Source organism: Candidatus Neomarinimicrobiota bacterium, from assembly GCA_021157965.1.
Lineage (GTDB): Bacteria > Fidelibacterota > Fidelibacteria > Fidelibacterales > Fidelibacteraceae > Fidelibacter.
This window is the reverse complement of sequence record JAGGVO010000008.1, coordinates 1-3,831: the sequence shown is the minus strand read 5'-3', so window position 1 is coordinate 3,831 and position 3,831 is coordinate 1. Positions and strand designations below refer to the sequence as shown.

Below are 3,831 nucleotides of genomic sequence, written 5' to 3'. Positions count from 1 at the left end.
GGTATCGTCACCTGTTTTTGCTGCAATTTACATATAGCAGGTGGATTCCGCACGTAGAGAATCCTCACGGATAATCCCTTTCCATGGAGGTATCACTTCTTTTTTCACATAACTTATTTTAATTTTGAAGGAAACAAAGGAGTTGCATGGCAGAAACACGACGTGAAATACTGATGCGGGGATTTGATCCCCTGGCCCTTCTGGGTGTGAATGATGAGAATTTAAAAATTCTGGAAGATCATTTTAACGCGGAGATCATCGCCCGGGGACAGAGTATCAAAATCATTGGGGATCCCATTGAGGTAGAACGGATTCACCATATCCTCAATCAGCTCATTCAGCTTATTCCCAAAAAAGAATATATCAAACCATCGGATGTAAAAACCGTTATCAATATTGAAGCAGATGATTCAGATTCTATTTACTCCGTCCCGGAGGAATCGATCATCCTTTTCACACCGAACGGACTCATCCGGCCACGGACAGCAGGACAGGCGGAGTATTACCGGATTGCATCGGAGAATGACATCACGTTTGCCATTGGTCCGGCAGGGACCGGCAAGACCTATCAGGCCGTGGCCATGGCTGTGGCGGCGTTGAAAAACCGGGAAATCCGGAAAATCATTCTTAGCCGTCCCGCCGTGGAAGCCGGGGAAAATCTGGGCTTTCTCCCCGGGGATATGAAAGAAAAAATCGATCCCTACCTGGCTCCCCTCTACGATGCCCTGAAAACCATGATCAGTCCGGAAAAACTCAAGGTCTTTTTCGAACAGAAAATTATTGAGATCGTTCCCCTGGCGTATATGCGCGGCCGAACCCTGGACAGTGCCTTTCTCATCCTGGATGAAGCCCAAAACACCACTCCCCTTCAGATGAAAATGTTTCTGACCCGCATCGGGGTGAATTCCAAAGCCATTATTACAGGGGATATTACCCAGATCGATCTTCCCTCCAAGCAACGGTCCGGACTCATGGACGCCGTAAATATTCTCAAGGATATCGACGGGATTGGATTTACCTACCTGACAGAAGTGGATGTGGTCCGGCATCATCTGGTCAAACGGATCATTAAAGCCTATTCGGACTCGGGGGATGACCTTGAGTGATCTTTCTTCCCAACTGGAAAAAGCGGCTCGTTTAATCCTCCATGCAACACACACGACGGCATTCACCGGTGCCGGTATTTCCGTGGAGAGTGGTATTCCTCCTTTTCGAGGCAGAGAAGGATTATGGTCACGATATGATCCCGGATGCCTGGATCTGGATGCTTTCTACCGGGATCCGGCACAGACCTGGAAACTTATCAAAGAAATCTTTTATGACTTTTTCGGCCGGGCTAAGCCCAATCCGGGACACCTAAGCCTGGCTGAGATGGAAAAAACCGGAAATCTGCAGGCCCTGATCACGCAAAACATCGATAGTCTTCACCATCAGGCGGGGAACCGGAATATCATTGAATTTCATGGAACGTCAGGCCGCCTCAAATGTACCCGATGCGGTGAGGTTGTTCTTTTCGAACCGTCTTATCTCGAACAACTTCCGCCGGTATGTAAATCCTGTGGCGGGATTTTGAAACCGGATTTTATCTTCTTTGGGGAAGCTATTCCCTATAAGGCCTATGAAGCCTCAATGGAGGAAGCCCGGATTGCCGATGTCTTTCTGGTCATCGGTACCACGGGAGAAGTTGTCCCTGCCTCCACCATCCCCCGGCAGGCAAAAACCCACGGGGCAGCCATCATTGAGATCAATCCCGAACCGTCAGCTTATACCCATGCCATCACCGATGTGTATCTTCAGGGAAAGGCAGGGAAAATCCTGCCTGACCTGACAAAAAGAATCGGAGAAATATCCTGAAACAGAGATTTTCTGAAACCTTTCCCCTTTCCGGGACACATACAAAAGCACAAGCACTTCTTACATTGGAGTCTGAAATATTGTAAATTTGCCGGTTCAATAAAAAATGGAGGCATTATGAAAGAACAGGAAAACCAGAATAATACATTAGACGAACTTCTGCACACGCGGAAAAATGTGTGGGACAAACAGAAAGACCTGGAAGCTGTCTTTGCGTTTAATAATGAATATGCATCTTTTCTGGATTCATCCAAAACCGAGCGGGAAGCCGTTCAGAATGTAATTGAACTGGCCGAATCCAAGGGATTTGAAAATATTCTAAGATCACCGAAAAAGACGGATAAACTCTATTATCCTCTTCACGGAAAATCCATTGCCCTCTACCGGAAAGGTGAAAAGGCCTTAACGGATAGAGTTCATATTCTTGTAGCTCATTTGGACTCACCTCGACTGGATCTGAAGCAGTATCCGGTTTATGAAGATCAGGATCTGGTCATGTTTAAAACTCATTATTACGGAGGTATCCGGAAATACCATTGGGTCTCCATTCCGCTGGCCTTACATGGGACCTTTGCCATGAAAGACGGGAGTATAAAAAACATCGTGATCGGTGAAGATGATAACGATCCCGTTTTTACCATTGCCGATCTTTTGCCCCACCTGGCGGCAAATGCTCAGAATACGAAAAAAGCCACCGAATTTATCCCCGGTGAAAAACTGAATATCCTTGCCGGCAGTCTGCCCGTCAGTGAAGATGAAAAGCAGGATCAACGGTTTAAACTGAATATTCTGAAACTGTTTAAAGACACATACGGCATTGCCGAAGACGATTTTTTGAGTGCGGATGTTGAGCTGGTACCGGCAGGTAAATCCCGGGATGTTGGACTTGATCGCTCTCTGCTGGGCGGATACGGACACGACGACAGGGTCTGTGCCTATACGGCGCTCCGGGCAATTCTGGATGTGGAAAAACCAAAAACCTCTGCCCTTGTTTTTCTTATGGATAAGGAAGAAATCGGCAGTGAAGGTGCCAGCGGTTCCAATACCTGGTTTCCGGAGATGGTGGTAGGAGAAATTTTAGCACTGGAAGGCAAAGACAGCTACACTTCAATTCGGCGGACCCTGTCTAATGCACGGTGTCTGTCCGCAGACGTAAATGCAGCGGTCCATCCGGACTGGAAAGAAGTGCATGATTTGAAAAACGCCTCATATATCAACGGTGGTATTGTATTGACAAAATTCACCGGTGTCCGAGGAAAAGCAGGAAGCAGTGAAGCCAATGCGGAATTTGTGGCCGCACTACGGAAAATATTTGACGAAAATGACATCACCTGGCACATGGCCGAGCTGGGAAAAGTGGATGAAGGCGGCGGCGGAACCATCGCCAAATTCATGGCTTATTACGGGATGCAGGTCATCGATGCCGGCGTACCGGTCCTGGGTATGCACTCACCCTTTGAGGTAGTGAGTAAAGGGGATGTGTATGAGACATATAGGGCCTTTCAGGCAGTTCTGAATGATGAATGATGAATTAAATGGTTGAATGATGAGTTGGGAAGTGTACTTGCTAAAATATAGTATTAATTGAGATATTATTTACTTGTAGAATATATGCCAAACTTAATATTTCTGACGACATTTGGCCATTTCCCGGGCACTAACCATGTTTGTATCCATCCACCTTCATATTGAGTTTTCTCCATCACCAGGATGTCATAATATCCTTCGGGCGCATCCCAGGCATACCAACCAACCAAACCTGCATAAGTATCAGTTATTGTAGATGAGAAAAACCTTCTTTTCTCATAATTTGGCCCATAGTACTGATAAAATTTAACTAAAACCTCATTAACCGGATTATCATTTTGATCTGTTACGATTCCCCACCCATCTCGTGTCCGTTCCTGTGAAACGGCTGATTTGTTTACTGGTATGATAATAATCAGGCTTATAATCATCACAACAACACCTGTCAAT

At 46.2% G+C, this 3,831-nt stretch carries 4 protein-coding genes; 3 read left to right on the top strand and 1 reads right to left on the bottom strand.

What is annotated here, in order from left to right; all coding sequences use genetic code 11:
* Positions 1-146 precede the first annotated feature (146 nt).
* The 3 genes from J7K63_00930 (at position 147) to J7K63_00920 (ending at position 3,381) form a co-directional block, all read left to right on the top strand.
* Positions 147-1,106 (top strand): PhoH family protein, encoded by a 960-nt coding sequence (locus J7K63_00930; protein ID MCD6233591.1) that lies wholly within the window; start codon positions 147-149, stop codon positions 1,104-1,106.
* Entirely contained in the window at positions 1,093-1,854 is a 762-nt protein-coding gene (locus J7K63_00925; GenBank protein MCD6233590.1) for an NAD-dependent deacylase, read from the top strand. The genes J7K63_00930 and J7K63_00925 overlap by 14 nt, the downstream gene beginning before the upstream one ends.
* A gap of 117 nt (positions 1,855-1,971) precedes the next feature.
* Positions 1,972-3,381 carry an aminopeptidase gene (locus J7K63_00920; GenBank protein ID MCD6233589.1) on the top strand — a complete coding sequence of 470 codons (1,410 nt, stop codon included), beginning with the start codon at positions 1,972-1,974 and terminating at the stop codon, positions 3,379-3,381.
* A gap of 65 nt (positions 3,382-3,446) precedes the next feature.
* On the opposite strand, the gene J7K63_00915 is transcribed toward J7K63_00920, so the two are convergent.
* A partial coding sequence (locus J7K63_00915) for a hypothetical protein (GenBank protein ID MCD6233588.1) occupies positions 3,447-3,831 on the bottom strand: 385 nt, incomplete at its 5' end.

Coding starts and splice junctions, on each gene's coding strand:
- J7K63_00930 (MCD6233591.1), top strand. CDS start 147: ATGGCAGAAACACGACGTGAAATACTGATGCGGGGATTTGATCCCCTG.
- J7K63_00925 (MCD6233590.1), top strand. CDS start 1,093: ATGACCTTGAGTGATCTTTCTTCCCAACTGGAAAAAGCGGCTCGTTTA.
- J7K63_00920 (MCD6233589.1), top strand. CDS start 1,972: ATGAAAGAACAGGAAAACCAGAATAATACATTAGACGAACTTCTGCAC.